Source organism: Serratia sp. NFX21 (assembly GCF_048517035.1).
GTDB classification, from domain to species: domain Bacteria; phylum Pseudomonadota; class Gammaproteobacteria; order Enterobacterales; family Enterobacteriaceae; genus Serratia; species Serratia quinivorans.
In genome coordinates, this window is record NZ_CP183196.1 from 1,431,190 (window position 1) to 1,456,299 (window position 25,110).

The 25,110-nt window shown below is 55.6% G+C and carries 24 protein-coding genes and 1 pseudogene; 17 read left to right on the top strand and 8 right to left on the bottom strand.

Annotated elements, in window-relative coordinates:
• The first annotated feature begins 212 nt into the window (after window positions 1-212).
• Together lpcA and ACNT1W_RS06730 are read left to right on the top strand one after the other, a co-directional pair.
• Window positions 213-794 carry a D-sedoheptulose 7-phosphate isomerase gene (gene lpcA / locus ACNT1W_RS06725; RefSeq protein ID WP_004949058.1) on the top strand — a complete coding sequence of 194 codons (582 nt, stop codon included), beginning with the start codon at window positions 213-215 and terminating at the stop codon, window positions 792-794.
• Between the two features lie 97 nt (window positions 795-891).
• A complete protein-coding gene (locus ACNT1W_RS06730; protein WP_419246544.1) occupies window positions 892-1,698 on the top strand; it encodes a class II glutamine amidotransferase in 807 nt (268 codons plus the stop codon).
• Here ACNT1W_RS06730 and dpaA read toward each other — a convergent pair.
• Window positions 1,630-2,400: a peptidoglycan meso-diaminopimelic acid protein amidase gene (dpaA, locus tag ACNT1W_RS06735; RefSeq protein ID WP_112363322.1), complete on the bottom strand. Its 771-nt coding sequence runs from the start codon at window positions 2,398-2,400 to the stop codon at window positions 1,630-1,632. The two genes, ACNT1W_RS06730 and dpaA, sit on opposite strands and share 69 nt — an antisense overlap.
• A 484-nt stretch (window positions 2,401-2,884) precedes the next feature.
• On the opposite strand from dpaA, the gene ACNT1W_RS06740 reads away from it, so the two are divergent.
• From ACNT1W_RS06740 to nqrM, 8 genes are read left to right on the top strand one after another with little or no spacing between them, the layout of a single operon-like run.
• Complete coding sequence (locus tag ACNT1W_RS06740; RefSeq protein ID WP_329911290.1) at window positions 2,885-4,234, top strand: Na(+)-translocating NADH-quinone reductase subunit A; 1,350 nt, start codon at window positions 2,885-2,887, stop codon at window positions 4,232-4,234.
• Between the two features lie 3 nt (window positions 4,235-4,237).
• Window positions 4,238-5,479 carry an NADH:ubiquinone reductase (Na(+)-transporting) subunit B gene (locus ACNT1W_RS06745; RefSeq protein ID WP_012005397.1) on the top strand — a complete coding sequence of 414 codons (1,242 nt, stop codon included), beginning with the start codon at window positions 4,238-4,240 and terminating at the stop codon, window positions 5,477-5,479.
• Window positions 5,469-6,263, top strand: a complete 795-nt coding sequence (locus tag ACNT1W_RS06750) for a Na(+)-translocating NADH-quinone reductase subunit C (protein ID WP_012005398.1) — start codon at window positions 5,469-5,471, stop codon at window positions 6,261-6,263. Before ACNT1W_RS06745 ends, ACNT1W_RS06750 begins: the two co-directional genes overlap by 11 nt.
• On the top strand, window positions 6,256-6,885 hold the full coding sequence (locus tag ACNT1W_RS06755) for an NADH:ubiquinone reductase (Na(+)-transporting) subunit D (RefSeq protein ID WP_012005399.1): 630 nt from the start codon (window positions 6,256-6,258) through the stop codon (window positions 6,883-6,885). The genes ACNT1W_RS06750 and ACNT1W_RS06755 overlap by 8 nt, the downstream gene beginning before the upstream one ends.
• Window positions 6,886-6,891: 6 nt before the next feature.
• A complete protein-coding gene (gene nqrE, locus ACNT1W_RS06760; protein WP_012005400.1) occupies window positions 6,892-7,488 on the top strand; it encodes an NADH:ubiquinone reductase (Na(+)-transporting) subunit E in 597 nt (198 codons plus the stop codon).
• Between the two features lie 15 nt (window positions 7,489-7,503).
• Window positions 7,504-8,727 carry an NADH:ubiquinone reductase (Na(+)-transporting) subunit F gene (nqrF, locus tag ACNT1W_RS06765; protein WP_012005401.1) on the top strand — a complete coding sequence of 408 codons (1,224 nt, stop codon included), beginning with the start codon at window positions 7,504-7,506 and terminating at the stop codon, window positions 8,725-8,727.
• Window positions 8,728-9,756, top strand: coding sequence for an FAD:protein FMN transferase (locus tag ACNT1W_RS06770; protein WP_419246545.1), 1,029 nt, complete (start codon window positions 8,728-8,730; stop codon window positions 9,754-9,756). It abuts the gene before it with no gap.
• Between the two features lie 10 nt (window positions 9,757-9,766).
• On the top strand, window positions 9,767-9,994 hold the full coding sequence (gene nqrM, locus ACNT1W_RS06775; protein ID WP_012005403.1) for a (Na+)-NQR maturation NqrM: 228 nt from the start codon (window positions 9,767-9,769) through the stop codon (window positions 9,992-9,994).
• A gap of 47 nt (window positions 9,995-10,041) precedes the next feature.
• Here the strand turns inward: nqrM and ACNT1W_RS06780 are convergent, their stop codons facing one another.
• Complete coding sequence (locus ACNT1W_RS06780) at window positions 10,042-10,926, bottom strand: glycerophosphodiester phosphodiesterase family protein (RefSeq protein WP_017891737.1); 885 nt, start codon at window positions 10,924-10,926, stop codon at window positions 10,042-10,044.
• A gap of 196 nt (window positions 10,927-11,122) precedes the next feature.
• Here ACNT1W_RS06780 and dinB point away from each other — a divergent pair, with 196 nt between their 5' ends.
• Window positions 11,123-12,184, top strand: a complete 1,062-nt coding sequence (gene dinB, locus ACNT1W_RS06785) for a DNA polymerase IV (protein ID WP_012005405.1) — start codon at window positions 11,123-11,125, stop codon at window positions 12,182-12,184.
• Window positions 12,185-12,239: 55 nt separating this feature from the next.
• On the opposite strand, the gene pepD is transcribed toward dinB, so the two are convergent.
• Complete coding sequence (gene pepD / locus ACNT1W_RS06790; protein WP_419246546.1) at window positions 12,240-13,700, bottom strand: beta-Ala-His dipeptidase; 1,461 nt, start codon at window positions 13,698-13,700, stop codon at window positions 12,240-12,242.
• Between the two features lie 324 nt (window positions 13,701-14,024).
• On the opposite strand from pepD, the gene gpt reads away from it, so the two are divergent.
• The 5 genes from gpt to proA all read left to right on the top strand — a co-directional run bounded on the left by gpt (window position 14,025) and on the right by proA (window position 18,851).
• Entirely contained in the window at window positions 14,025-14,483 is a 459-nt protein-coding gene (gene gpt, locus ACNT1W_RS06795; protein WP_012005407.1) for a xanthine phosphoribosyltransferase, read from the top strand.
• Window positions 14,484-14,660: 177 nt separating this feature from the next.
• A complete protein-coding gene (frsA, locus tag ACNT1W_RS06800; protein WP_012005408.1) occupies window positions 14,661-15,908 on the top strand; it encodes an esterase FrsA in 1,248 nt (415 codons plus the stop codon).
• Window positions 15,909-15,967: 59 nt separating this feature from the next.
• On the top strand, window positions 15,968-16,369 hold the full coding sequence (crl, locus tag ACNT1W_RS06805; protein ID WP_012005409.1) for a sigma factor-binding protein Crl: 402 nt from the start codon (window positions 15,968-15,970) through the stop codon (window positions 16,367-16,369).
• A 115-nt stretch (window positions 16,370-16,484) separates the two neighbouring features.
• Entirely contained in the window at window positions 16,485-17,588 is a 1,104-nt protein-coding gene (gene proB / locus ACNT1W_RS06810; RefSeq protein WP_012005410.1) for a glutamate 5-kinase, read from the top strand.
• 9 nt (window positions 17,589-17,597) lie between these two features.
• The gene (proA, locus tag ACNT1W_RS06815; protein WP_419246547.1) at window positions 17,598-18,851 is read left to right on the top strand and encodes a glutamate-5-semialdehyde dehydrogenase; all 1,254 of its coding nucleotides are present in this window, start codon (window positions 17,598-17,600) and stop codon (window positions 18,849-18,851) included.
• 204 nt (window positions 18,852-19,055) lie between these two features.
• Here proA and ACNT1W_RS06820 read toward each other — a convergent pair whose 3' ends face one another.
• The 5 genes and pseudogenes from ACNT1W_RS06820 to ACNT1W_RS06840 form a co-directional block, all read right to left on the bottom strand.
• On the bottom strand, window positions 19,056-19,367 hold the full coding sequence (locus ACNT1W_RS06820; protein WP_329911276.1) for a hypothetical protein: 312 nt from the start codon (window positions 19,365-19,367) through the stop codon (window positions 19,056-19,058).
• Window positions 19,368-19,682: 315 nt separating this feature from the next.
• Window positions 19,683-19,879: pseudogene (locus ACNT1W_RS06825) on the bottom strand (XRE family transcriptional regulator).
• 204 nt (window positions 19,880-20,083) lie between these two features.
• A complete protein-coding gene (locus ACNT1W_RS06830) occupies window positions 20,084-20,623 on the bottom strand; it encodes a hypothetical protein (RefSeq protein ID WP_419246548.1) in 540 nt (179 codons plus the stop codon).
• Window positions 20,624-21,004: 381 nt separating this feature from the next.
• On the bottom strand, window positions 21,005-21,529 hold the full coding sequence (gene cybB, locus ACNT1W_RS06835; protein ID WP_419246859.1) for a cytochrome b561: 525 nt from the start codon (window positions 21,527-21,529) through the stop codon (window positions 21,005-21,007).
• 117 nt (window positions 21,530-21,646) lie between these two features.
• On the bottom strand, window positions 21,647-23,245 hold the full coding sequence (locus ACNT1W_RS06840; protein WP_419246549.1) for an ABC transporter substrate-binding protein: 1,599 nt from the start codon (window positions 23,243-23,245) through the stop codon (window positions 21,647-21,649).
• A 486-nt stretch (window positions 23,246-23,731) separates the two neighbouring features.
• Between ACNT1W_RS06840 and ACNT1W_RS06845 the strand changes: the two genes are divergently transcribed.
• Window positions 23,732-25,078 carry a condensation domain-containing protein gene (locus ACNT1W_RS06845; protein WP_419246550.1) on the top strand — a complete coding sequence of 449 codons (1,347 nt, stop codon included), beginning with the start codon at window positions 23,732-23,734 and terminating at the stop codon, window positions 25,076-25,078.
• Window positions 25,079-25,110: the final 32 nt, after the last annotated feature.

Here is a 25,110-nt window from a genome sequence, read left to right on the forward strand (position 1 = left end):
TTGTGTGTATGTAATAGGTTTTAGTACAACCCCATATTTTTATCAATGCATTTACAGTTTAATTACAACTTAAGTCACAAACTGACCGCATCAATCATCAAAAACCTCATCGCGGCCTCAACCAGGCTGCTGTTTGACTGACAATGCTTCTCGGTTTTTCCCCGATCCGTTACACTGCGGAGCGGAAGATTGACGATAACAAGAGGTTCCTCATGTACCACGACCTTATTCGCAGTGAACTGAACGAAGCGGCCGATACCCTGGCGAAATTTATCAATGACGACGCCAATATCGACGCCATCCAACGCGCAGCAGTGCTGCTGGCCGATTCCTTTAAAGCCGGCGGGAAAGTCATTTCTTGCGGTAACGGTGGCTCCCACTGTGACGCGATGCACTTTGCCGAAGAGTTGACCGGCCGCTACCGTGAAAACCGTCCGGGTTATCCGGCGATTGCTATTTCCGACGTCAGCCATCTGTCTTGCGTCAGCAACGACTTTGGTTACGAGTATGTGTTTTCACGCTATGTGGAAGCGGTAGGCCGTGAAGGCGACGTCTTGCTGGGCATTTCCACCTCCGGCAATTCCGGCAACATTATTAAAGCCATCGAAGCGGCGCGTGCCAAAGGGATGAAAGTGATCACCCTGACCGGCAAAGACGGCGGCAAAATGGCCGGTTCTGCCGATGTGGAAATCCGCGTACCGCACTTCGGTTACGCAGACCGCATTCAGGAAATTCATATCAAAGCGATCCACATCTTGATTCAGCTGATTGAAAAAGAGATGGTTAAGGCTTAACGGCTTTAGGGGGCATATTGCCCCCGTTAATAATGCACCGGGGTGCAGCAGGTCGCGCCCTAATAAACGGTGTCAGTGTGGTTAAGGAGTGCTGGCGATGTGTGAACTGCTCGGGATGAGCGCAAACGTACCGACCGATATTTGCTTTAGCTTTACCGGGCTGGTTCAGCGCGGTGGCCGTACCGGGCCACATAAAGATGGTTGGGGCATTACCTTCTACGAAGGGAACGGTTGCCGCACGTTTAAGGATCCCCAGCCGAGTTTCGACTCGCCGATTGCCCGTCTGGTGCAGGAATACCCGATCAAATCCTGCGCGGTGGTGTCGCATATCCGTCAGGCCAATCGCGGTGAAGTGGCGCTGGAAAATACCCATCCCTTTACCCGTGAACTGTGGGGCCGTAACTGGACCTACGCGCACAATGGCCAGTTGAAAGGCTACCGTCAGTTGGAAACCGGCACCTTCCGCCCGGTGGGCCAGACTGACAGCGAATACGCTTTCTGCTGGCTGCTGCATCAGCTTTCCCTGAAATATCCGCGCACCCCGAGCCGCTGGCCGCCGGTTTTCCGTTATATCGCTTTGCTGGCGGATCAACTGCATCAGAAGGGGGTATTCAATATGTTGCTGTCGGATGGGCGCTTTGTGATGGCTTATTGTTCGACCAACCTGTACTGGATCACGCGTCGCGCGCCGTTTGGCAAAGCCACGTTACTCGATCAGGACGTAGAGATTGATTTTCAGCAGCAGACCACGCCTAACGATGTGGTCACGGTGATTGCTACCCAGCCGCTGACGGCGAATGAAACCTGGCACAAGATTGCGCCAGGTGAATTCGCACTATTTCACTTCGGTGAGCGGCTTGGTCTGAGCGAAGGGATTGGTACTGACAGTGGGAGCCGTGGTTGACGCATACTGCGTCATCTGGCCGCTGCTCAGGAGGGGCTGACCCAACACGTACTGGCCATTGGCTACGCTGACCATCGGCGGCTGGTGATTTTTGACGAAGTAGTCATAGCCCGGCTTCAACTGGCGCCAGAAGGCGATGTAGCTGGAGGAGCTGTGACGTTTCAGGTTCTTGTCGGTCATGCGGAACGGATAGATGCTGATATCAATCCGGCTCTGGCCGTAAGCAAACGCTGCTTCGACGTAGCGATAAATCTCATCCATATAGGTGTTGGTCATTGCATAACACCCAATAGATTTACATTCACCGTGGATCATCAGATAAGCGCCGGAATAACCCTGTGATTTATCGTAATCATTCGGGAAGCCGATATTGATGGCTCGATAATACTTGCTGTCGGGTTTCAGATGACGCGCGTCGACGCTATAAAAGCCTTCCGGACTCTTAAAGTCACCTTCACGGCGTTTCGGGCCGAGGCCGCCGGAGAAATTACAGATTTGGAAAGAGTTCACCAGACGGAATTCGTTGCCCATTTTGGCATACAATTCCAGCGTGCGTTCCTCTTTGAAGATCTGAATATAGACCGGTGACCCTACTAATTGCTGCTTAACTACCGGAACCTCGGGAACCTGCTCGCTGGCGCTGCAGGCCGTGATCATCGGCATAGAAAAAAGCATCGCAAACAACAACGCGATTTTGCTCATTATTATTCCTGCTTATATTTATCTGCTGGCTCAATGCACTTGGCCAACATGCCACTGATTATTGTTTTACGGTCTTAAAACACCGTCAGATTACCAGTGTGTTCTTTTTTAGCAATATGTGTTGTGTATAAAAAAACTACAAACTTCGATAAAAGTGAATCGACAGGCAGATTTTAACGATTAGTGGGGCGAAACAGCCGAAATTTAATTGTGTTTGCTTGACTCAGGTCACTGCCTGACACAGAAAAATGTTGTGAAAAATGTTAATATTCCGCCTCGAATTAGCGCGCAAAAAATGGACGCAGGAGTTAATCAACGGAATGTACGTTACCCCATTTTGTCAGTGCGAAAGATTTCATGTTGAGCGTGATGCCGTTTCGCTCAACCCAGAGGCTGCCGAAGCGGCCTCATCATCCAGGCATCGTCAGCACCAGCCTCTGGGGCCGGTAAGACGTGTGAAACTAACCAACATCGTATAAATCCTATGATTAAAATCAGAAAAGGGTTAGATCTGCCCATTGCCGGAGCTCCGGCTCAGGCGATTCAGGACGGCCCAATCATTCAGCATGTCGCCCTGCTTGGGGAAGATTATGTCGGAATGCGCCCGTCTATGCTGGTGCAGGAAGGCGAGAGCGTTAAGAAAGGCCAGGCGCTGTTCGAAGATAAAAAGACCCCCGGGGTTTTCTTCACCGCTCCCGCCAGTGGCCGTATTCTTTCGATCAACCGCGGTGAACGGCGCGTATTGCAGTCGGTAGTTATCGCCGTTGAAAATGGCGGCGATGAGCAACTGGAGTTTGCTCATTATCCGGTTGCCGAACTGGCGATGCTGCCGCGGGAACAGGTTGAAAGCGAATTACTCGCCAGCGGTCTGTGGACTGCGCTACGTACCCGCCCATTCAGTAAAACGCCTGCACCGGGTAGCACTCCACGTGCCATTTTTGTTACCGCCATGGACAGCCAGCCGCTGGCTGCCGATCCGCAGGTGATCATCGCCGAGCAGTTGGCAGCGTTCAACGCCGGACTGGCGGTATTGGCCCGGCTGACCGGCGGCAAGGTGCACGTTTGCCACGCCGCGGGCGCGAACCTGGGCAAACAACCCGATGCGCAGGTGACCTATAACGAATTCGCCGGTCCACATCCTGCTGGGTTGGTGGGCACCCATATTCATTTCCTCGAGCCGGTCAGTTTGAAAAAAACCGTCTGGCATATCGGCTATCAGGATGCGATCGCCATCGGTACCTTATTCACCACCGGCAAACTCGATACCCGTCGGGTGGTGGCACTGGCCGGGCCGCAGGTGGAACAGCCGGTGTTGCTGCGCACCCGGTTGGGCGCCAGCATCGACGAACTGACCGCCGGGCGTCTGAAAGCCGGTGAGAACCGGGTGATTTCCGGTTCGGTGCTGAGCGGCACCCACGTTGCCGGGCCGAACGCTTACCTCGGCCGTTTCCATTCGCTGGTTTCCGTACTGCAGGAAGGGCGCGATAAAGAGCTGTTCGGTTGGATCGCGCCATCACCGGATAAATTTTCCATCACCCGTACTACGCTGGGCCACTTCCTGAAGAACAAACTGTTCGCCTTCTCGACCACCACCCACGGCGGTGAGCGTGCAATGGTGCCGATTGGCAACTACGAGCGGGTAATGCCGCTGGATATCCTGCCGACCCTGCTGCTGCGCGACCTGCTGGCGGGTGACAGCGACAGCGCACAGGCGTTGGGCTGTCTGGAGCTGGATGAAGAAGATCTGGCGCTGTGCACCTTCGTTTGCCCCGGCAAGTATGAATACGCTCCGGTGCTGCGCGATGTGCTGACCAAGATTGAGCAGGAAGGATAACCGATGGGCCTGAAGAACTTTTTTGAAAAAATCGAGCATCACTTCACACCGGGCGGCAAGCTGGAAAAGTGGTACCCGCTGTTTGAAGCGACTACCACGGTGTTCTATACCCCTGGTTTGGTGACGCGCGGGGCTTCGCACGTGCGCGATGCCATCGATCTGAAACGTATGATGATCCTGGTGTGGCTGGCGGTATTCCCGGCGATGTTCTGGGGCATGTACAACGTCGGCCAACAGGCCATTCCGGCATTGCACCACCTTTACAGTGGCGATCAACTGCAGCAGGTGCTGGCGGGGGATTGGCACTATCGGTTGGCACAATGGCTGGGGGCATCACTGGCGGCGGACGCGGGCTGGATCAGCAAAATGGTGCTGGGCGCCTGCTATTTCCTGCCGATTTACGCCGTGGTGTTCCTGGTCGGTGGTTTCTGGGAGGTGCTGTTCGCGGTCATTCGCAAACATGAGATTAACGAAGGCTTCTTCGTCACCTCAATCCTGTTTGCACTGATTGTGCCGCCCACGCTGCCGCTGTGGCAGGCCGCGCTGGGGATCACCTTCGGCGTAGTGGTGGCGAAAGAGATATTTGGCGGTACCGGACGCAACTTCCTTAACCCGGCCTTGGCGGGGCGCGCGTTCCTGTTCTTTGCTTATCCGGCGCAGATTTCCGGTGACCTGGTGTGGACCTCCGCCGACGGTTTCTCTGGCGCGACGCCGCTGGCACAGTGGAGCGCGGGCGGGGCACACAGCCTGAGCAACGTGGCTACCGGCCAGTCCATCAGTTGGATGGATGCTTTTCTCGGCAACATTCCCGGCTCGGTGGGTGAAGTCTCCACGCTGATGATCCTGCTCGGCGGAGCGATAATCCTGTTTGGCCGCGTAGCTTCCTGGCGCATTGTCGCCGGGGTGATGCTCGGCATGATGGCTACCGCCTTCCTGTTCAACAGCATTGGCTCTACTACCAACCCGCTGTTTGCCATGCCTTGGTACTGGCACCTGGTGTTGGGCGGCTTCGCCTTCGGCATGATCTTTATGGCTACCGATCCGGTTTCCGCCTCGTTCACCAACAAGGGGAAGTGGTGGTACGGCATTTTGATTGGCGTGATGTGCGTGCTGATCCGGGTGGTCAACCCGGCCTATCCGGAAGGCATGATGCTGGCGATCCTGTTCGCCAACCTGTTCGCGCCGCTGTTCGATTACCTGGTGGTGCAGGCCAACATCAAGCGGAGAAAAGCCCGTGGCGAATGAATCTAAAAACGACAGCATCGGTAAAACGCTGCTGGTGGTACTGCTGCTGTGCCTGGTGTGTTCTGTGGTGGTGGCGGGTTCCGCCGTCGGCCTGAAGTCCAAACAGCAAGAACAGAAGTTGCTCGACAAACAGCGCAATATTCTCGACGTGGCCGGTTTGCTGCAGCCGAAAATGGAAGGCGAGCAGGTCAAGGCGCTGTTCACCCAACGTATCGAACCGCGCCTGCTGGATTTGAACAGCGGTGAATTTGTTGCGGGTAACGCGACGGCGTTCGATCTGCCCGCAGCCCTGCGTGATAACGCCAAAAGCGTAGCGCTACCGGCGGCTGACGATCCGGCCGGTATCAAACGCCGTAGCAACCAGGCGGAAATCTACCTGGTGCGCGACGACAGCGGTGCGGTCAACAAAATCGTGCTGCCAGTCTACGGTACCGGCCTGTGGTCGATGATGTACGCCTTTGTGGCGCTCGATAGCGACGCCAATACGGTGAAAGGCATCACTTACTACGACCAGGGCGAAACCCCTGGGCTGGGCGGCGAGGTTGAGAATGCCGGCTGGCGTCAGCAGTGGATCGGTAAAAAGCTGTTTGATGACAGCGGCAAACCGGCGATCCGCGTAGTGAAAGGCGGGGCGCGTCAGGGGGATGAGCATGGGGTGGACGGTTTATCCGGTGCCACGCTGACCTCCAACGGCGTGCAGCATACTTTTGACTTCTGGTTGGGCGAGCACGGCTTTGGCCCGTTCCTGCAAAAAGTTCGTGAAGGAGCGCTGAAAAATGGCTGATTCCAAAGAGATTAAACGGGTCCTTTTAGGACCGTTGTTCGACAACAACCCGATTGCCTTGCAGGTGCTGGGTGTCTGTTCTGCGTTGGCGGTGACCACCAAGCTGGAAACGGCGGTGGTGATGACCATCGCAGTAACGCTGGTCACCGCGTTCTCCAGCTTCTTTATTTCGCTGATCCGCCACCATATCCCGAACAGCGTGCGCATCATCGTGCAGATGGCGATTATCGCCTCGTTGGTGATTGTGGTCGATCAGTTGCTGCGCGCCTATGCGTTCGAGATATCCAAGCAGCTGTCGGTGTTTGTCGGCCTGATCATCACCAACTGTATCGTGATGGGGCGTGCCGAAGCCTATGCCATGAAATCGCCACCGATCGAGAGTTTTATGGACGGTATCGGCAACGGCTTGGGCTACGGGGTGATCCTGGTGTTGGTCGGTTTCCTGCGTGAGCTGTTCGGTTCCGGCAAGCTGTTTGGCATTCCGGTGCTGGAAACGGTGCAGAACGGCGGCTGGTATCAACCGAACGGCCTGTTCCTGCTGGCACCGAGCGCGTTCTTTATCATCGGCCTGCTGATTTGGGCGCTACGCAGCCTGAAACCAGCGCAGATCGAAAAGGAGTAATGGCCGATGGAACATTATATCAGCCTGTTTGTACGCGCGGTGTTCGTTGAGAACATGGCGTTGGCGTTCTTCCTGGGGATGTGTACCTTCCTGGCGGTATCGAAGAAGGTATCGACTGCCTTTGGTTTGGGCATCGCGGTGACCCTGGTGCTCGGGATCTCCGTGCCGGTGAACAACCTGGTCTACAACCTGATCCTGCGTGATGGTGCGCTGGTGGAAGGCGTTGATCTGAGCTTCCTCAACTTCATTACCTTTATCGGCGTGATTGCGGCGCTGGTGCAGATTCTGGAGATGATCCTCGATCGCTTCTTCCCGTCGCTGTACAACGCACTCGGTATTTTCCTGCCGCTTATCACCGTGAACTGTGCCATCTTCGGCGGCGTGTCCTTCATGGTGCAACGTGACTACAACTTCGCTGAATCAGTGGTGTACGGCTTCGGCTCCGGCACCGGCTGGATGTTGGCGATTGTCGCGATGGCGGGGATCCGCGAAAAACTCAAGTATGCCAATGTCCCCGCAGGGTTGCGCGGCCTGGGCATTACCTTTATCACCACCGGGCTGATGGCGTTGGGCTTTATGTCCTTCTCCGGTGTTCAGTTGTAAAGGCGGGAAGAATTTATGGAAATTATTTTAGGCGTCGCGATGTTTACCGGCATCGTTATGGTGTTGGTGTTGCTCATCCTGTTCGCCAAATCCAGGCTGGTGAACACCGGTGACATTGCGGTAGAAGTTAACGGCGATCTCGACAAGAGCTTTACCGCTCCGGCGGGTGACAAGCTGCTGAACATGCTCTCCAGCCAGGGGATCTTCGTTTCGTCCGCCTGCGGTGGTGGCGGTTCTTGCGGCCAGTGCCGGGTGGTGATCAAAGAGGGCGGCGGCGATATCCTGCCGACCGAACTGTCGCACATCAACAAGCGTGAAGCGAAAGAGGGCTGCCGACTGGCTTGTCAGGTGAACGTGAAACAGAACCTGAAAATCGAGCTGCCGGAAGAGATCTTCGGGGTGAAAAAGTGGGAGTGCGAGGTTATCTCCAATGATAACAAAGCCACTTTTATCAAAGAGCTGAAACTGAAAATCCCTGACGGGGAAGACGTGCCGTTCCGCGCCGGTGGGTTTATCCAGATCGAAGCGCCTGCACACGACATCAGCTACGCCGATTTTGACGTGCCTGACGAGTACCGGGGCGACTGGGACAAGTTCAACCTGTTCCGCTACCGCTCGGTAGTGAATGAAACCACGGTACGTGCCTACTCGATGGCCAACTACCCGGACGAAAAGGGCATTATTATGCTCAACGTGCGTATCGCCACGCCGCCACCGCGCGATCCTGACGTACCGCCGGGCATCATGTCCTCTTATATCTGGTCGTTAAAGGCCGGGGACAAGGTGACCATTTCCGGGCCGTTCGGCGAATTCTTTGCCAAGGACACCGACGCGGAAATGATCTTTATCGGCGGCGGAGCCGGTATGGCGCCGATGCGTTCGCACATCTTTGACCAGCTCAATCGCCTGAAGTCGAAGCGTAAAATCACCTTCTGGTACGGCGCGCGTTCACTGCGTGAGATGTTCTACGAGGAAGATTTCAACCAACTGCAGGCAGAGAACGAGAACTTTACCTGGCATGTGGCGCTTTCCGATCCGCAGCCTGAGGATAACTGGACGGGTTACACCGGCTTTATCCATAATGTTCTGTTGGAGAACTATCTGCGGAACCATCCGGCCCCGGAAGACTGTGAGTTTTACATGTGCGGTCCGCCAATGATGAACGCTGCGGTGATCAAGATGCTGAAAGACCTGGGCGTTGAAGACGAAAATATCATGCTTGATGACTTTGGTGGCTAAATGCGCGCATGGGCAATGAAGGGGTTGATGACGACGGTGGCGCTCAGCGCCACCCTGTTATTGACCGGCTGCGGACCGGAGCAGGTCAATCTCGATGGCAAAACCATGGGGACATCGTATTCAGTTCGCTACGTCACCGGTGATGACACGCCGTCAGCCGGCAAAATGCAGGCGGAGATCGACAAGCGTCTGGAGTTGGTGAATGACCAGATGTCCACCTACCGGCCAGGCTCTGAACTGAGCCGCTTCAACGCCAGCCGCGCTGTTGATAAACCCTTCCCGGTATCGGCAGCGACCACCGAGGTGGTGCTGGAAGCGCTGCGCATTAACCGCGTCACCGACGGCGCGCTGGACGTGACCGTCGGGCCGCTGGTTAATCTGTGGGGCTTCGGCCCGGAAGGGCGGCCGGACAAGGTGCCGAGCGCTGCCGAACTGGAGCGCCGCCGAGCCTGGACCGGTATCGACAAACTGTCGGTGCAGGGCAATGCATTGGTAAAGAGCATTCCTGAGCTGTATGTCGATCTCTCCTCGATCGCCAAGGGCTACGGGGTGGATGTGATTGCCCAGTATCTGCAGTCGCAGCAGGTTAAGAACTACATGGTGGATATTGGCGGTGAGGTACGTACTCGCGGCCACAACGGTGAGAAAAAACCGTGGCGTATCGCCATTGAACGGCCGACGGCCGGCATGGAGCAGAAGGCGCAACTGGTGATCCAGCCGGGCGAGATGTCGATCGCCACCTCGGGGGATTATCGCAATTACTTCGAACAGGACGGCGTGCGTTATTCTCACACCATAGATCCGGTTACCGGCAAGCCGATCCATCATCACCTGGTGTCGGTTACGGTGCTGAGCCCGACCTGTATGGCCGCCGATGGTTTGTCGACCGGGTTGAACGTATTGGGGCCGGAGCGCGGCATGGCGTTGGCGAACCTGATGGGGATCCCGGTGTTCATGATTGTGAAAACCGCCAAAGGTTTTGAAGAGCGCTACTCCGAGGCGTTCAAACCCTATTTGAACAAGAGCTAGTGAGGTCGCTATGTTGACAGTATTTGTCGCCAGCTTTGTGTTGTTTCTGTTGATTGTCGGCGGGATGTCGTTGGGTTACGTGTTCAAGCGTAAAAGCCTGCAGGGCAGCTGCGGCGGGATCACGGCGTTGGGAATGGATAAAGTCTGTGACTGCCCTGAACCCTGCGATGCGCGTAAAAAGCGTCTGGAGAAAGAGGCGTTACGCCAGCAACAGTTGGAAAAACACCGGATTATCTGAATAACTGGGGCGCATACAGCGCCCCTTTTTACAGCGTTTTAAATCGGTTATTTGGCCTTGGCAAACTCTCTGGCTTCAGCCGGTGAGTTAACCATAACCCCGTCGACTCCCAGCGCCAGCGCCTGCTGGTATTCAGCCGGGGTGTTGATGCCGAACAGGATGATGTGCGCCGGGCCTTGCGAACGGAAGCAGTCGATCGATTCTTTATCCCAGGTCAGAAACGCCTTGGAGCGCCCTTCACCCAGGGTAAATTTCTCCACCACTTCCACTTCTCTTTTCAGTTCCAGCCCGTACCAGCGCGGTTGCTGATGGTCTGGCTTCAGCTCACACAGATGTGACAGGCTGATATTCGCCAGCAGGTCGCGGGTTTCATCGCGGGTTTCAAAACGTTTGATCGTGGGCGGCAGCGCCTGCAGATATTTGGCATCGGTGGAGTACACGCGGGTGCGGTTCAGGCTGTTGGTTTTTTCCAGCGTTGCCAGTAGAGCTTTGCCGAACTGGGCCGGGTCTGCGTCTGGGGATTTGATATCCAGATAGAAGTTAACCTTGGGGAAGGCATTGAGGATCTCATCCAAACGTGGAATGCCAATGCCTTTACCCCGGAACGGATGGGTTTCACCTTTGGCGAATGACCAACCGGCGTCAACTTTCGCCAGTTGCGCAGCGGTAAAGGCGGAAACCAATCCCTGCCGATCGGTTAGCGCTTTCAGATCCGAAGGGCGGTAAAGCACGATCACGCCGTCTTTGGATTCCTGCAGGGTGATCCAGATGGCGTCGGCGCCGTTTTTCAGTGCGGTTTCAATGGCGACGCGGGTATTTTCAGGAGCGTCGGCGGTACCACCACGGTGAGCGATAATGGCGGGGGCGGCGGTAGCAGCAAGGGATATCAGGGATAAGGCTGAGGCTAACAAATAGACCGATAATGTTTTCATGTAGGGCACCATCCTGTGCGTAGAGTTATTGTTGTCAGTAACTGTGGCGACTAATTTTCCACAGCGTACTATTGAAAAATTACGCTTTTTTAACAAGTCGAAGATAATTGGGTGAAACCCCGTTTTCTCCGAGTAGAGCCGAGGCTTGAGCTTTCCATTTTTGACTGTATACTTATACAGTGTCATTGGAGGCGCGATGCGTAAAATCATTCATGTCGATATGGACTGCTTCTTCGCGGCGGTAGAAATGCGCGACGATCCCAGCCTGCGCGATATTCCGTTGGCGATCGGCGGCAGTGCCGACCGGCGTGGGGTGATCAGCACCGCCAACTATCCTGCACGCCGCTATGGTGTGCACAGTGCGATGTCGACGGCGATGGCGCTCAAGCTTTGCCCGCACCTTAAGCTGCTGCCCGGGCGCATGGCGGCGTATAAGGAAGCCTCGCAGCATATCCGCGAAATCTTTGCCCGTTACACCCCGCTGATTGAACCGCTGTCGCTGGATGAAGCCTATCTGGACGTGACCGACTGCAGCCAGTGCAACGGCTCGGCGACGTTGATCGCCGAGCAAATCCGCCAGACTATCTCCGATGAACTCAACCTTACCGCTTCTGCCGGTATCGCGCCGATCAAGTTCCTCGCTAAAATTGCCTCAGAGTTGAATAAGCCGAACGGACAATACGTCATCACCCCGGCGCAGGTGCCGGCTTTTTTACAGCAGTTACCGCTGAGTAAAATCCCCGGCGTGGGCAAAGTGACCGCCAAACGGCTGGAAGAAGTGGGGCTGATCACCTGTGCCGACGTACAGCAGTACGATCTGGCGGCGCTGTTAAAGCGCTTCGGCAAATTTGGCCGGGTGCTGTGGGAGCGTTGTCAGGGGATCGATCTGCGTGAGGTTTCGCCAGAGCGGTTGCGCAAGTCGGTGGGGGTGGAGCGAACCTTGGCGGAAGATATCCATGACTGGGAAGACTGCGAAGCGTTGATTGTCGACAAACTCTATCCCGAGCTGGAACTGCGGTTGCGTAAGGTGAAACCGGATCTGCACATCGCCCGGCAGGGGGTAAAACTGAAGTTTCAGGATTTCCAGCAAACCACCCAGGAACACGTTTGGCCGGTACTGAATAAAGACGATTTAATCAACGTGGCACGGCAGGTATGGCGCGAGCGGCGTGAAGGGCGCGGGGTGCGACTGGTCGGGTTGCACGTGACGCTGCTGGATCCGCAACTGGAGCGGCAACTGCTGCTGCCCTGGGAATAACAAGGGCGCAATTCAAGTTTGCGCCCTTGGTTTAATCACTAAGTCATCTGTAATATTACGCGCGTTCCGGGATCGCTTTCAGCAGTGCGGTCAGCAGTTTCCAGTACAGGCCCACGCTTTCGATATGCACCTGCTCATCCGGCGAGTGTGGCCCGGTGATGGTTGGCCCAATCGACACCATATCCATGTTTGGGTACGGTTTTTTGAACAGACCGCATTCCAGACCGGCGTGGATCACCATGATGTTCGGCGTCTTGTTGAACAGATCCTGATAAATCTCGCGCACCAGATGCATCACCGGTGAGTCTGCGTCCGGCTGCCAGCCTGGGTAGCCGCCTTTGGGTGCCACTTTGGCGTTGGCCAACTGACCCAGCGCGGTCAGCATGCCGACCACGTAGTCTTTACCACTGTCGATCAACGAGCGGATCAGGCAGATGATTTCTGCTTCGCTGTCGCTGGTGGTGACCACGCCCACGTTCAGTGAGGTTTCCACCACGCCTTTCACCGCGTCGCTCATGCGGATCACACCGTTTGGCGTGCCATTGAGCAGCGCTACAAAACGCTGTTGGCTATCGCTGGTCATCGCCTGCGAGGTGCTGGTGACAGGCTCCAGCAAAACGGTAATGTTCTTCTCTTTGGCAGCCAGCTCGTTTTGCAGGGTAGCCAGGAACGCCTGGCTCAGCGCTTTCAGCGCATCGGCTTTCTCGGCCGGCACGGCAACTACCGCAGAAGCTTCACGCGGAATAGCATTGCGCAGCGTACCGCCGTTCAGATCCAGCAGGCGCAGGTTCAGCTCAGCGGTATGATCAAACAGGAAGCGTGCCAGCAGTTTGTTGGCGTTGCCCAGCCCAACGTGGATATCCGCGCCAGAGTGGCCGCCTTTCAGGCCTTTGATCGTCAGCTTCAGGGTCTGATAACCGGCAGGCACGGCTTCGCGCTGCAGTGGCAGGGTAGTGATGAAATCAATACCGCCGGCGCAACCCATGTAGATCTCGCCTTCCTCTTCGGAATCGGTGTTGATCAGGATATCCGCTTGCAGCCAGTTAGCCTGCAGGCCAAATGCACCGTCCATACCGGCTTCTTCGGTCATGGTCAGCAGCACTTCCAGTGGGCCGTGTTCGACGCTGTCGTCGGCCAGCACGGCCAGCGCGGAGGCCATGCCGATACCGTTGTCGGCACCCAGCGTGGTGCCGCGCGCCTTGATCCACTCACCGTCGATGTACGGCTGAATCGGATCCCTGGTGAAGTCGTGCACGGTGTCGTTATTTTTCTGTGGCACCATGTCCAGGTGCGCCTGCAGGGCAACCGGCTTGCGGTTTTCCATGCCTTTGGTGGCCGGCTTGCGCAGCAGGATGTTGCCTACATGGTCACGCTCGGCGTGCAGGTTTTTCTCTTTGGCCCACTCGAGGATGTGCTGTGCCAGCGCTTCTTCATGATAAGAAGGATGCGGAATAGAGCAGATTTTGGCAAAAATATCCCACAGCGGCTGTGGCGAAAGTTGAGACAATTCAGACACTATAAGTCTCCTGTAACAGCATTCTCGGCAGTGCGGGAATGCCGCTCGGTTAGGGTTAGGGGCATCCGTGCGGCTTTGGCACGATCTCCAGAGAATATCACTTTATTCCGGGCGGTGCCCGTCCCGTATTGTGCTGTTCAAGCGCTTGATCACACTAGTTTGGTTGGTCGTTGCTCATTTATTCAGCATCAATCACCAGACGAAATACTTATGAATTCCAAGGTACAACTGGCATTTGGTGCGGTCAGTCTTTATAATCTCGCGCAACCTTTTTTCCCCTGATTACTGAGTAAGCCGCACCACTGCTGGCTGGGACACCATTCTATGAGCGAAAAATACGTTGTTACCTGGGACATGCTGCAAATGCAAGCGCGCAAACTGGCTCATCGCCTGCTGCCTGCTGACCAATGGACGGGCATTATTGCCGTAAGCCGTGGCGGGCTGGTACCGGCTGCCTTACTGGCGCGTGAGCTGGGTATTCGCCACGTGGATACCGTCTGCATTTCCAGCTATGACCATGACAATCAACGTGAAATGAAAGTGCTCAAGCGCGCTGAAGGCGACGGTGAAGGCTTTATCGTTATCGACGATCTGGTGGATACCGGCGGCACCGCGAAAGCGATCCGTGAAATGTACCCGAAAGCGCACTTCGTCACTATCTTCGCCAAGCCGGCAGGTCGCCCGCTGGTAGACGATTATGTGGTTGATATCCCACAGGATACCTGGATCGAGCAGCCATGGGACATGGCGGTGACCTTCGTGCCACCAATCGGCGGTCGTTAAGTTCGCCACGCCGATTTGCCAAAACGCCCGGTTCCACCGGGCGTTTGCATTTCTGATTTCTGCCCCACAGATCCGCTTCAAGTATGACGGGTTTATCGCGCCAGACTTAGGTACACTACCTCCAGTTGATTAGGCTGTTTGCGGCCTATTACCAGATTTACGGAGGCTGTTGTTACCATGGCACAAGCCAACCTTTCTGAAATCCTGTTCAAACCCTCATTTAAGCACCCTGAGACCTCAACTCTGGTACTGCGCGCGCGCAGTAAAATCAGTGCCGAGCTGCATTCCACGCTGGAGGGCAATACCGTCAGCAATTGGTACCGCATGCTCAACCCACTGTTGTGGGCCTGGCGCGGTGTCGATCCCATTGAAATCAACGAAGTGCTGGCCCGTATTGCCGTTGCGGATGTGGAACACACCAACGACAAATGGCTGGATACCGTGGTCGGTTACCGTAATGGCAACTGGATCTACGAATGGGTGCATCAGGGCATGCTTTGGCAGCAGCGAGCGCTGGAACAGCAGGATCCGCTGACCGGCGGCCAGTATTGGCTCAACGCCGCCAACTTTTACAGCATTGCCGGCTACCCGCATCTGAAAGGTGACGAGTTGGCCGAGCAGGCGGAGGCGTTGTCCAACCGGGCTTACGAAGAGGCCGCGCTATTACTGCCGTACCAGTTGAAAGAGCTGGAGTTTCGCATTGAAGGTGGCAGCAGCATCACCGGCTTCCTGCATTTGCCGGAGAAGGGCGAAGCGCCGTTCCCGACGGTGCTGATGTGCGGCAGCCTGGATACCCTGCAGACCGACTATCACCGCCTGTTCCGCGATTATCTGGCACCGCATGGCATCGCCATGCTGACCATTGATATGCCTTCCATCGGTTCTTCTTACAAGTGGAAACTGACGCAAGATTCCAGCTTCCTGCATCAGCAGGTGCTGACCCAGTTAACCACAGTGCCCTGGATTGACCATCAGCGCGTCACCGCGTTTGGTTTCCGCTTTGGCGCCAATGTGGCGGTGCGTCTGGCCTATCTGGAGCCACAGCGGTTGCGTGGCGTGGCCTGCCTGGGGCCGGTGGTGCATCGCCTGCTGTGCGACAGCAGCACCCAGAAGCACGTACCGGACATGTATATGGACGTGCTGGCCAGCCGGATGGGCATGGCCAACGCTTCGGATCATGTGCTGAAGGTCGAGTTGAACAGCTATTCGCTGAAAACCCAGGGGCTGTTGGGCCGCCGTTGCCCGACGCCGATGCTGGCCGGCTACTGGGAGCAGGATCCGCTCAGCCCAAAAGAAGAGTCGCAGCTGATCGTTTCGTCCTCGATGGACGGCAAACTGATCGCCATACCGCGCAAGCCGGTATACAGCAGTTTCCACAAGGCGCTGCTGCAAATGTCCCATTGGATGAAAGATAAAATGCGTTAATTAGTTGCTAAATTTTAACAGTTTGTTAAAAAGAATGGTCTACATTGAGGAGCTTAAGAATGACGTTACCGAGTGGTCACCCTAAAAGCCGACTAATGAAACGTTTCGCCAGCTTGGGGCCGTATCTGCGTGAAGGGCAATGTGAGAACGACCGTTTTTTCTTTGATTGTTTAGCCGTCTGCGTCAATGTTAAGCCTGCTCCAGAGCTGCGAGAGTTTTGGGGTTGGTGGATCGAACTGCATGCTGAAGATACGCGTTTTACCTATTCGTATCAGTTTGGCCTGTTTGATAAGAAAGGGCAGTGGACGCCGGAAAAGATTAAGGATACTGAAGTCAAAACCAAGCTGGAAACCACCCTGCGTGATTTCCATCGTCGTCTGGGCGAACTGCTGGCCACCATGGAGCTGACGCTTGAACCCGCCGCTGATTTCAAAGAAAAACTGATTAAACTTTCCGCCTGACCCCGTTTGACCGCAAGTATTCTGCTGATTTCGCGTTGTGCCTGTTGGCATAACGCGTCTCTCCTGTTACAAAGTCCCTAGTATTATTCTTCTCATCTTACACGGCAGAAACACTATGAACGGCAGCCAGACACTGGTTGTGAAATTGGGCACCAGCGTGTTGACCGGCGGATCGCTGCGTCTTAACCGTGCCCATATTGTCGAACTGGTTCGCCAGTGCGCACAACAGCATGCAGCGGGTCACCGCATCGTTATCGTCACCTCCGGCGCGATTGCCGCCGGGCGCGAACATTTGGGTTACCCCGAACTCCCCGCCACCATCGCCTCCAAGCAGTTGCTGGCGGCGGTCGGGCAGAGCCGGTTGATCCAACTGTGGGAGCAACTGTTCTCCATTTATGGCATCCACGTCGGGCAGATGTTGCTGACGCGTGCCGATCTGGAAGACCGCGAACGCTTCCTCAATGCGCGTGACACCATGACGGCGTTGCTGGACAACCGTATCGTGCCGGTAATCAATGAGAACGACGCGGTAGCGACCGCAGAAATCAAGGTGGGCGACAACGACAACCTGTCGGCATTGGCGGCGATCCTGGCCGGGGCAGACAAACTGTTGTTGCTGACCGATCAGCAGGGGCTGTACACCGCCGACCCACGTAACAACCCGCAGGCAGAGCTGATCCGTGAAGTGCACGGCATCGACGACGCCTTGCGCGCCATCGCCGGGGACAGCGTTTCTGGCCTGGGCACCGGCGGCATGGGCACCAAGCTGCAAGCCGCCGACGTGGCCTGCCGCGCCGGTATCGACGTAATCATCGCCGCCGGCAGCAAGCCGGGCGTGGTGGCCGACGTGATTGAAGGCAAACCGGTGGGCACCCGTTTCCACGCGCTGGAAACCCCGCTGGAAAACCGCAAACGCTGGATCTTCGGCGCACCCCCGGCCGGTGAGATCACCGTCGACGACGGTGCGGTCGACGCCATTATGGCGCGCGGCAGCTCACTGCTGCCGAAGGGCATCCGCGAGGTCAAAGGCGATTTCTCCCGTGGTGAAGTGATCCGCATCCGCAACCTGACGGGGCGCGATCTGGCGCACGGCGTCAGCCGTTATAACAGCGACGCGATGCGCATGATTGCCGGTCACCACTCGCAGGAAATCAGCGAAATTCTCGGTTATGAATACGGCCCGGTGGCAGTTCACCGCGACGATATGATTGTCAGCTAAGGAGTGAGCATGCTCGAGCAGATGGGGAAGGCCGCCAAGCAGGCCTCCTGGCAACTGGCGGTGCTGAGCACGGCGAAGAAAAACCAGGTGCTGTCGGTGATTGCCGACAAACTGGAAGCCGAAAGCGAAGTGATTTTACAGGCTAACGAACAGGACATGGAGCAGGCACGCGCCAGCGGAATGAGCGAAGCGCTGCTCGATCGCCTGTTACTGACCCCGGCACGCCTGGCGGCGATCGCCAACGACGTGCGTCAGGTATGCCGCCTGAACGACCCGGTCGGCCACGTATTGGACGGCAGCCTGCTGGACAGCGGGCTGAAGCTGGAACGCCGCCGGGTGCCGCTCGGCGTGATTGGCGTGATTTATGAAGCACGGCCCAACGTCACCATCGACGTCGCCAGCCTGTGCCTGAAAACCGGCAACGCGGTGATCCTGCGTGGCGGTAAAGAAACCCACCACACCAATCAGGCGACGGTGAAGGTGATCCAGCAGGCGCTGGAACAGTGCGGCCTGCCGGCTGCGGCGGTACAGGCGATTGAAAGCCCGGATCGCGCACTGGTGAATGAATTGCTGCGCCTGGATCGCTACGTCGACATGCTGATCCCACGCGGCGGTGCTGGTCTGCATAAATTGTGCCGCGAACAGTCAACCATCCCGGTGATCACCGGCGGTATCGGCGTTTGCCACACCTATGTTGATGACAGCGTTGATTTCGACAAAGCACTGACGGTGATCGAGAACGCCAAAATTCAACGCCCAAGCGCCTGTAACTCGCTGGAGACGCTGCTGGTGAACCGCAACATCGCCGCAGAGTTCTTGCCAGCACTGAGCAGCAGAATGGCGGCGGTCGGTGTCACCCTGCACGCAGCGGAGAACGCGATGCCACTGCTGCAAGACGGCCCGGCAACGGTGGTGGCGGTAGCGGCGGAAGATTACGACGATGAATGGCTGTCGTTGGATTTGAACGTGGCGCTGGTGGATGACATCGATCAGGCCATCGACCATATTCGCACCCACGGCACCAGCCACTCCGACGCGATCCTCACCCGTTCACTGAGCAGCGCCGAGCACTTCGTGCGTGCGGTGGATTCAAGCGCGGTGTACGTCAACGCCAGCACCCGCTTCACCGACGGCGGCCAGTTCGGCCTTGGCGCAGAAGTGGCGGTCAGCACCCAGAAACTGCACGCCCGTGGCCCAATGGGCCTGGACGCTCTGACCACCTACAAGTGGATCGGTTATGGTGATGATTTGGTTCGCGGTTAAGTTTTAGTACGACGTTGAGATTTACTTTAGGGGCGCAGCATGCTGCGCCCTTTTGTATTCTGGTTCATACCGGAATTGGCATCGTTGCGGGCCTCAAAGAAACCTATTCTGACAGTCGGCTTAGTGCCACAAGCAGACCTTATCATTGAATGGTTATGGATTTTAAAAAATCCGGGAAGCCGACAGTTTGCCCCGGAAACGAAACTAAAACGGTGCAACATTCTCCACTGTATGTTGGAAAACGTAGGGATCGGAAAGTAGTTCAAATTCTTCGTCATCCGGGTAAGTCACCGCTACGTGATAGCTTTCTCCGGCAAAAGTCTTAACCGACTGCAGATCCTGCCAGTAAGTAGCCAGAAAAAAATGCTCCCACTCTCCCTGGGTTTCTCTACGCACAAAAGCGCCTCTGTTGCCAGAGACGCTCTTTGAATGCTCCACACCTGTTTTCTCAAGGTGTTTCGCAAATCCTTCTGCATGTTTAAGCGGAACACAGCCGTGCCAGGTTCTTACAATCATTAGCTTTTCCTCTTTTAGCGGCAAAAACAGAACCATACCACTGGGAGGCATTAAATTGTGTGCTTTCTGAAGATAAGGCCCGCAGTTCGAATTATATTTTTATAATTACGCAGCCATTATTCCGATCTGAATGTCCGCTCCTCGCTCATAGCCGCCGAAGTCCTCTACGGGAGTTTCAGCCAGGATCGTCTACCGGTGCGGAGTCAGCCCACCAATGCCTCGGAAGTGCCTAATTTACCCGTGGTGACTTGATATGCATTGATATTGGCTCTATATCTGCATTCATAATCTGAAGGCCAAAGGTTCAATCCCTAGCTAACACAATACCGCAACCCGCCCACCAATCATTCCCAGCACAGCCCCGGCATCAACCCCAAGCAACCGAGCGTTCAAAGCAAACTCCACCACATCGAGTTTGCGCTCGCCGTTCTCAACCTTGGCGATAAACGACTGCGAGCATCCCGAAGTATTTTTATAACTAATTGATACTCGGTTGAATAAACTGAAGTCATGGCGTTTTCCGCGAGTGATATCCCAAAATCGAATATCTGCCATTATCCCAAAAAGGGATTGTTGAGCAATAAGTTAACAAAGATGATTAATCATTATGGATAAACGAGGCTGGTACCTTGCGGACGTTATCGTCTTATTAAGTAAGGGGCCGCGGTAGTGAATGCTATCCGCAACCCCCATTATTATTCAATACATATTCTAAATTATTTCTTAACCATAAGGTGTTTACGTTCTTCTTTACTCATCGCCTTGTTTGAGCTGGAAATAACGCAATTGTATTCCTTCCCTTTATTAATAATCATAAAGGTGCTGACGGGTTTTTTAAAATCTTTGCCGATGGTGAAATAAACATAGTCCTGCGGCAGAACATTGGGTTTAAAGGCACCAAAGGCATAAACCCCTTCAAGACCGAGTGGGGATAAATCAACCGTCAACTCCAGCGGTTGCGTGGCCATCGGGGAGGGCAGCATAGATTTCGCGGACATCATCATCGAGCTGGGGTTAACGGTGTATTCGCTGGTGACTTTCATCCCGACATACTTGGACGTCGGCATAGAAAGCTCCTTCATGCAGGCCGCGTCGTGTTGGGGCGCGGGGCTGCCATTCTCCTGCACGGCATGCACGTGTTCCAGGGTAACCGTCTCTTTGCCGGTCACCGGTTGTTTGCTGTCTGCTGCGTGCGCCATGCCGGCCATCGCGATGGCGGCAACGGTAGGTAAAATAACGCCAGTTATTATTTTCATTACTTTGCTCCTGACTTTATGATGGGAAGTTAATATTAACTTTCCCGTGTGTGTAGCCGATGGAATTTAATTAATGAAATCATGAGGGCACGGCGTCGCCTTGTGTTGCCACAGGGCATGACACCGCTCTCCCGAAAAATAACTGGCGTTTTTTAAGATGAATATAATCAGTGGTTAATAAGATTGGTTGCGGATCTTCGTCAGCCCATGGGCTTATAATTTGTATGAATAACCTTAGTCAATAACTGGAATAGATACAAATTGCCGGATAAAAATTTATTTTTAATAGTCATAAACTATAAAAATAATAAGCCAATGGATTATATCCATTGGCTTATATATACATGCTTATTATTACACTGTTGGTATTGTCACCTATAGCTAAGGCTTTTTCAGCCACGGCAGCATGCGCACCAGCGCATTGTCCTTAACGATATAGTGATGGAACAGCGCGGCGGCGGCATGCAGCCCAATCAGCCAATAACCGAAGGCCGCCAGCGTCTTGTGCCAGCCGATAATCATCCGCGCCTGCGGCCGATCGGCGACCTCGGCAAAAGGCATCGGCAGGCCAAACAGAAACCACTCTTTACCGCCCAGATAGCGGGAATAAACCCCCAACACTGGCAGCGTCAGCAGCAACAGATAAATCAGGCTGTGCACCAGATGCGCCGCGCCGGTTTGCCATTTAGCCGGTTTCGGGCTGATGGCAGGGCTGGTGTGGCGCCAGCGCAGGAATAGACGGGCGATCATCAATACAAACACCGTCACCCCACAGCTGAAGTGGGTCACCACCAACACGTACCATAACGGGGTGCCCGGTATGGTAAATCCTCTTAGCTCAATCGTCGTGCAGGTGATGATCAGCAGGATCGCCACCAGCCAGTGCAGACGGATCTGCATCGGCATATAAGAGTTCTGCACCGGGTTGCCTTTGAATGTTAAATCACAGTGCTGATGAGAGTAACCAAATGTTACAGAGGAGGAAAGCGCCGGATGTGAAAATCATCCGGCGCGTGTAGTGACTCAGTTGGCCTTGGCTTTGGCGAAGTCACTGCCGTTAACGTCAACCACATAGCCGCTGACGTTGCTGCGGGTGGCGTAGAACACCTTGCCGTTAGCCAATGGCAGCAGGGGGAGCTGTTTGGCAAAAATCACCTGCGCCTGCTGGTAAAGCTTGGCGCGTTCGGCCGGGGCGCTGACCGAAATTGCCTGCTGGATCAGCTTGTCATAGCTGCTGTCGCACCAACGGGCCGCATTGGCACCGGTCTGCACGCCGGCGCAGTTGAGCAGCGTGGCGAAGTTGTCCGGGTCGCCGTTATCCGACATCCAGCCGTACAACGCGCTCTGCTGTTCCCCTTTGCGCAGCCCGGCCAGGTACTGGCCCCATTCCCAGGTGACGATTTTGGCCTTCACGCCCACTTTCGCCCAGTCGTTTTGGATCATCTGGGCGATGCGGCGTGAGTTAGGGTTGTAAGGGCGGGCTACCGGCATCGACCAGATATCGGTCTCAAAGCCTTTTTCCAGCCCGGCCTGTTTCAGCAGTTCACGCGCTTTGTCCGGGTTGTAAGCGTATTCCGGCAGCTTGTCGTTGTAGCCCAGCATGCCCGGCGGCAGTATCGAGTTGGCCGTGTTGCCACTTTCTTTAAACACCGCCGCGACGATGGCCTTTTTGTCCACCGCGTAGCTCAGCGCCTGGCGCACCAGCACGTTATCAAACGGCTTCTTCTGGGTATTGAATGCCAGATAGCCGACGTTCAGGCCGTCGATACTGTGCAGCTGCAGGTTTTTGTCGCTCTTGATGGCGTCAAACTGTTCCGCCAGCGGGGCAGGGATAATCTGGCACTCGTTGGTTTTCAGCTTCGCCAGCCGGGTTTCCGGGTTTGGCGTGATGGAGAAGATCAGGTGCTTGCTGGCCACTTCGCCCTGCCAGTAATGCGGGTTGGCGATGTAGCGGATCAGCGAGTCCTGCTTGTACTGCTGCAGTGCGAACGGACCGGTACCGATCGGCCAGTTATCGACGTTCTCCGGCGTGCCTTTTTTCAGCATGGCATCGGCATATTCAGCGGAAAGGATCGAAGCGAAGTCCATGGTCCAGTCCGCCAGGAAGGCGGCGTTAGGCTGGCTCAGCGTAAAGCGCACGTGGTCGTTATCCACCGCCTCCACTTTGGTGATCAGTTTGTCCAGCCCGGTGTCGGTAAAGTACTCGTAGTTGCCGCCGGACACCTTGTGATACGGATTATTGGCATCTTTTTGGCGCATCACGGTGAACACCACGTCCTCGGCGTTGAAGTCACGCGTTGGGGTGAAGTATTTGTTGCTGTTGAATTTCACGCCCTTGCGCAGCGTAAAGGTGTAGGTCTTGCCGTCCGGGCTGATGGTCCACTCGGTCGCCAGTGAGGGAGCGGGGGTTTTATCGCTTTCACGCAGCGTCAGCAGGCGGTTGTACAACACCTGCGAGGTGGCGATAAAGGTGGTTCCGGAGCTCGATAGCTGCGGGTTGAAAGACTCCGGCGAGGCCACGGTGCAGTAGACCAGGGTATCGCTGGCGGCCAGGGCATGGCCCGCCGTCAACAGGCCGGTTCCCGCTAATAACAGACCCATAGTGCTTGGTTTTAAACGCATAAAATGGATGGCTCCCTCAGGTTGATTGAGGACACTGCCGCCGCATTGGCATTCAGGCAGCCCTCAAATTAAATATAAGTGATTGATAGCAGATATGGGAACTGGGGGATGAGAGTTCTCTCCCGATCTGTTGCTTCGTCATGTGCCGGTTAGTCAGGCAAGTTTGCGGTATGAACAGGTTGTTCTATATTCATGAAAATGATAATAAGTGTTATTATCATTTTCATTTGTAACTGAATCGAAACATCTTCAGTGCGCTGTGGCCGTTGTTTTTAGTGGCCCACGCCGTCTCGTTTTTACCTGAACCAGGGAGGTCAGGCACGCCAACCACAATAAGCAGGAACACGCCGGGCAGTCTGCCAACGGGTCGCCCAGCCGTGCCCAGCATTCATCCCGCTTTGGCCGCTATCAAACGTAATTTGCGGCGGCGGGGTTTTGGCTTGTGTTGTTTCAACATTTGTTTATGGCTTTTCAAAGGTAGGTAACATGTCGGGAACTGTTTTAGCTACTGAATGGCTGCCGCTGACACCGGCGCAGTTAGACTTCTGGGACGAATTTACCTTGCACCCCAGGCAGCCCTTTTCCACCGTCGCCCACGTCAGCGAACTCCGTGGTGCGGTGGATGAGCTGGCGCTGGCTCGGGCAATCACGCTCACCATGGCGGAAACGCAGGCGTTTGCCTTGCGGTTTAGCGCCGGTACTGGCGATAGCCCGCCGCTGCAGCGTTACGACCCTCAATCGGTGCCGCCCTTGCAGAAAATTGATCTGCAGGCGCAGTCCGATCCTTATCAGGCAGCGATGCGGCTGATGCAGGCGGATGTCGAACGACCAATAGATTTACGCAGCGAACCGGTGGCGGCCGTATGGCTGATCAAACTGGAGCCGTCGCGCTACCTCTGGTATCTGCGCACTCATCATATTGTGATCGATGGCTTCGGTATGGCGTTGGTCGAACACCGCTGCGCCACGCTATACGCGCATTTCCTTGGCAACGGCGCAGTGGGGCAGGCTCTGGGCACCTTCAGCGCTTTCCAGCATCATGAACTGGCCTATGCCGCTTCTGAACGTTGCTCAAAGGATCGGCTTTTTTGGCAGAACTATCTGCCGCCGTCACAGACCTTGCCGACGGTGCGCAAAGGCGGCCGGGAGTACGGCGTGAAATGCCTGAGCACCAGCACGGCTCTGCCGGAAGAGATTTCGCTGCGGTTGCGTGAGCTGTCGGAACGCAGCGGTATTGGCTGGCCCGATCTGCTGCTGGCACTGTCCGCCGCCTGGCTGTTCTTTACTTTACCGCCGTTGCCGCATGATAAAGGCGATACGCGCACCCTATGGATGCCGGTGATGAACCGTCGCAGCAGCCAGGCGACCAATACTCCGGCGCTGGCGGTCAATACGCTGCCGTTGTTGGTATCACTGCGCGGGGAGGAGACGCTGGGGCGTTTTCTGTCAGATATGGCGCAGAGGCTGCGCGAGCTGCGCAGTCACGCCGGTTATCGCTTGCGGCAGATTGCTGCCGATCGCGGCGTGACGCCGGCTTCGCGTTTGTTTATCTCTCCGTTTATCAACGTTCAGCCGTTTGATCCGGCCGGTTTCAGCGGTTGCACCAGCACGCGGCGGGTACTGGCCGGCGGATCTGGCGACGGCGCTAACCTGACCTTCCGTGGCCGCACTGATGCCGGCGATCTGTATCTGGATATTGATATTTACGTGCAGCAGTTCCCCACGGCTGGGGTTGCCGACTACGGCAATGCCCTGCAGGAGTTTTTACTGCGTGCGTTGCAGGAAGAGGCGTTGGAAACTTCGGTCGGTGAACTGGTGGCGGTGCCCGCCTGATGCCGAGCAGGTAGGGGTCGAACACGTTCGAC